This window comes from Stenotrophomonas sp. 05L44_2 (assembly GCF_056665995.1).
Window position 1 is genome coordinate 1 of record NZ_JBFTNR010000388.1, and the last position, 4,024, is coordinate 4,024.

The window sequence follows — 4,024 nt, forward strand, 5'->3', positions numbered from 1 at the left end:
CATGCGTCGGCGCGTTGGCCGTGCTAAAAATCGCCCCGCCCATCGCTTAGATCGATCCAAGACGACATCGCGATGGCCCGGGAGTTGGGGAGCAGGACAGGACGTGTCAGGCCATCTGCCAGGCGCTCGTTGCATCTGCAGGGCGAAGGCAAGATCGGCATCACGAATTAGATCGATTCAAGTTTCCGCGTCAGTCAGTCACCGGATCAATCCAGGAGAGAGGGAGAGATGGCAATGAAGCATTCAACACGTACGCAGGGCCACGACGCGTTGTCGCTGGCCATCGCGCTGGCCCTGGCCGCCGCCGTCGCCCCGCTTGGCGCTTCCGCGCAGCAGGCGTCAGCTACGACCGGCACGCAGGACGCCACCACCCTGGACAGCGTCCAGGTCACCGGCTACCGCTACGCGATCGAAAAGAGCCTGCAGCAGAAGCGCGACGCCAACGCCGTGGTCGAAGTGATCACCGCCGAGGACGTTGGCAAGTTCCCCGACAAGAACGTGGCCGACGCGCTGCAGCGCGTGCCCGGCGTGGTCATCACCCGCAGCGGTGGCGAAGGCAAGTCGGTCAGCGTGCGCGGCCTCGCGCCCGACCTGACCCTGACCCAGTTGAACGGCAACTACGTCGCCTCGTCGGAAACCAACAACGAAGCTACCCGCTCGTTCAACTACACCCTGCTGCCGTCGAACATGCTGTCCAGCGCCGAGCTGTTCAAGTCGCCGGAAGCGCGCATCGACGAAGGCGGCATCGGCGGCACGGTCATCCTGCACACGCGCCGCCCGCTGGAGATGGAAGCCAACTCCGGCTACGTCAACCTGGAAGGCACGTCGTCCGATACCAGCCACGACGTCGACCCGCAGGTGTCGGCGCTGTACTCCTGGCACAGCAAGGACGAGCGCTTCGGCGTGCTGGTCGGCGTGACCCAGCAGAAGCGCACCAGCCGCACCATGGAGACCAGCACAGAGGACTACCAGTGGTACGGCAACAACACCACCGCGCGCGATGCCAACGGCAACCTGCTGGAACAGGATGGCATCCACTACTGGTGGGGCCAATCCGGTTTCAACAACCAGACCGGCACGAACTACAGCGAATTCTTCATGCCGACCTCGGTGAACTTCGCGGTGAAGGAAGAGAAGCGCGAGCGCAAGGGCGGCCAGCTGACTTTCCAGTTCAAGCCGATCGACAACCTGACCCTGACCGCGAACTACTTCCGCTTCGAACTGCAGGGTGACTACACCCAGAACATGCTGAAGGTGCCGGAGTGGAACCTGGCCCGCTACAACGGCGATGGCAACTGGGCCGGTGGGCGCCTGCTCAACGGGCTGAGCTTCGATCCCAGTGGCAGCATCGTCACCGGCGCGCAGTACGAAAAGCTTGCCGGCAAGACCTATTACTGCAGCGAAGACCAGGCCGCCGCAGCTGGCCTGCCGCCGGGTGGCTGGGGTCCGGATGACTGCACCATCCCCACCCCGCAGCTGACCGGTGGCTACAGCAAGGAAAAGGCGCTTTCGCAGACGGYCGATCTGACCGTCGACTGGGACATCAGCCCGCTGTGGAAGGCCAGCTTCACCGGCGGCCGCACCTGGTCCAAGGGTGGCCCGTCGATGAATTTCCGCATGTCGGCCAAGCCCCGCCGCAAGGTCGGTGACCAGTGGCAGGCGGGCAACCAATACACCGCGTGGGACCTGACCGGCACGCCGTCGCTGACCGTCTCGCCGGACATCCAGCAGCAGCTGATGGCCGGCATCGCCGAGGTCGATACCGGCTCCACCGATTCGTCGTGGATGCAGACCGAGGTCAAGCAGAACTACTTCCAGGCCGACGTCACCAAGATGTTCGAAGCCGGCTGGCTGGATTCCATCCAGTTCGGCGCCAAGTACCGCGACGGCCAGGTGCACCGCAATACCGGCAACACCTACTGGGTCTGCCAGGGCCTGGACCCGGTCGACTATGACAACAATCGTTACCAGGCCGGTTGCGATCCGACCGCAGGCAATGCGCAGCCGGGCTTCTTCCTGTCCAACCCGATCAACAACATCGCCGGTGGCTTCAATGCCAACGTGTTCCCCGGCATCAACTACCCGGCCTACATCGACTACCTCAACCAGACCTACGGTGGCTCGCACAACCGTACCGAGGAAGACTTCGTCTACGACGTCAACGAGAAGATCTACTCGGGTTACTTCCAGGCCAACTTCCGCACTGATCGCGTGCGCGGCAACGTCGGCGTGCGCGTGGTGCGCACCAAGCAGTTCGCCCAGTCCAGCGATTCGGTCGAGCGCTTCAACGACTACTTCGTGGACAACGCCGCGGGTGCGCCGATGAGCTGCGATGACCCGGCTGCCGATCCGAACCTGCGTTGCCAGGGCGGCTTCGTGCGTCTGCCGGACAACCAGGTGCGCGACAAGGTCTATACCCTCAGCTCGCTGGAAAAGACCTATACGGACTTCCTGCCGAGCTTCAACATCGCCTGGGACATCACCGACAACCTGGTGCTGCGCGGTGCCGCGTCGAAGGTAATCGCGCGCCCGGGCTACACCAGCATCGCCTATCCGGGCGGCCTGCAGTACATCAGCCAGGAATACAGCAATGATCGTCGGGTCGCTGGCGGCACCGACACCCCCGGCTGGTACGGCTCGGGCAGCAACAAGGCACTGGAGCCGTTCAAGGCGGTGCAGTTCGACCTTGGCCTGGAGTGGTACTTCAAGCCGGGTTCGGTTGCAGGCGTGGCGTTGTTCCGCAAGAACGTGGACAACTTCACCGTGCCGGTCGTGCGCGACCAGCAGATGAGCGTCGGTGGTGAAACGGTGGTGGTGCAGAAGTACAGCACCGAAGCCAACGGCCGTGACGGCGTCTCGCAGGGCGTGGAGCTGTATGGCCAGTACACCTTCGCCTTCGGTCTGGGCGTGCAGGCCAACTACACCTACAACGACACCAACCTGGCCTCGATCGTGCTTGATGGCGAAGAGATCGGTTCGTCACCGCTGGTCGGCAGCGCCAAGAACCAGGCCAACGTCACCGTGTTCTACGAGAACGAGAAGTTCCTGGCCCGTGCCTCGTACAACCGTCGTGGCGAAGTGGTGGGCGGCCTCAACAACGGCCTGACCACCTACACCAAGCCGTACAGCCAGCTGGATCTGAACGTGGCCTACAACCTCACGCCGGACTGGACCGTCACCGCAGCAGTGCTGAACGCCACCAAGTCCGAGCTGCGCAGCTACATCGGCAACGACAGCCAGGCCCGCCTGCTGTCCAACCTGTATGCCGGGCGCCAGCTGTACTTCGGCGTGAACTGGAAGTTCTAAGGCATTACCCCCGCCTGCGGGCGGGGACGATCCTCCACGGCAGCCGCGCTGGTACAGGTGGCTGCCGTTTTTCGTGGGCCCTGCGCCGCGGGAGCGCTTGACCCTGCCATCGTTGCAAGGTGCACACTGCCTCCACCCCCAAGTGCATCGAAGGAGCTACAGATGGAATTCCATGTGGAAGGCATGACCTGCGGCGGCTGCGCGCGCAGCGTGACCAAGGCGATCGAGCTGGTCGACCCGGCGGCGACGGTGTCGGCCGACCCGCCCAGCCGCCGCGTGCAGGTGCAGACCTCGGCCAGCGAAGCGCAGATCATTGCAGCGCTGACCGAAGCGGGTTTCCCGCCGCGCCCGGCCTGATCGCCTGACCCACTGCATGAACGATGCCCGCCCCGTGCAACTGCCGGGGCGGGCATTTTCTTTTCCGTATGTCGTCTTCAGGTCCTGCGCGCGCGCCTGCGTACCGCCCCGGTGGGCGCCGCCACCGGCGCAGCGCCCTCCTCGCCTTCGCCCAGCCGCTGCAGGATCGGGCACTCGGGACGATCATCGCCGGCGCAGCAGCTGATCAGTGATTTCAGCGTATCGGCCATCTGCCGCATGTTCTCGATGCGCTGTTCCAGATCATCGATGTGCTGCTCGGCCAGGCGCTTGACGTCGGCGCTGTGCCGCGAGGTGTCGTTCCACAGGCCCAGCAGGTCGGTGATCTCGGCCACCGAAAAGC

General features: G+C 64.3%; 3 protein-coding genes. 2 read left to right on the plus strand and 1 reads right to left on the minus strand.

Features of this window, described 5'->3' with window-relative positions; all coding sequences use genetic code 11:
• The first annotated feature begins 228 nt into the window (after positions 1 to 228).
• Together AC1VAN_RS14090 and AC1VAN_RS14095 are read left to right on the plus strand one after the other, a co-directional pair.
• Positions 229 to 3,306: a TonB-dependent receptor gene (locus AC1VAN_RS14090; protein WP_480986015.1), complete on the plus strand. Its 3,078-nt coding sequence runs from the start codon at positions 229 to 231 to the stop codon at positions 3,304 to 3,306.
• Positions 3,307 to 3,468: 162 nt separating this feature from the next.
• On the plus strand, positions 3,469 to 3,663 hold the full coding sequence (locus AC1VAN_RS14095) for a heavy-metal-associated domain-containing protein (protein WP_025874804.1): 195 nt from the start codon (positions 3,469 to 3,471) through the stop codon (positions 3,661 to 3,663).
• 77 nt (positions 3,664 to 3,740) lie between these two features.
• Here the strand turns inward: AC1VAN_RS14095 and AC1VAN_RS14100 are convergent.
• On the minus strand, positions 3,741 to 4,024 hold a 284-nt coding region (locus tag AC1VAN_RS14100; protein WP_480986016.1), incomplete at its 5' end, for a MerR family DNA-binding protein.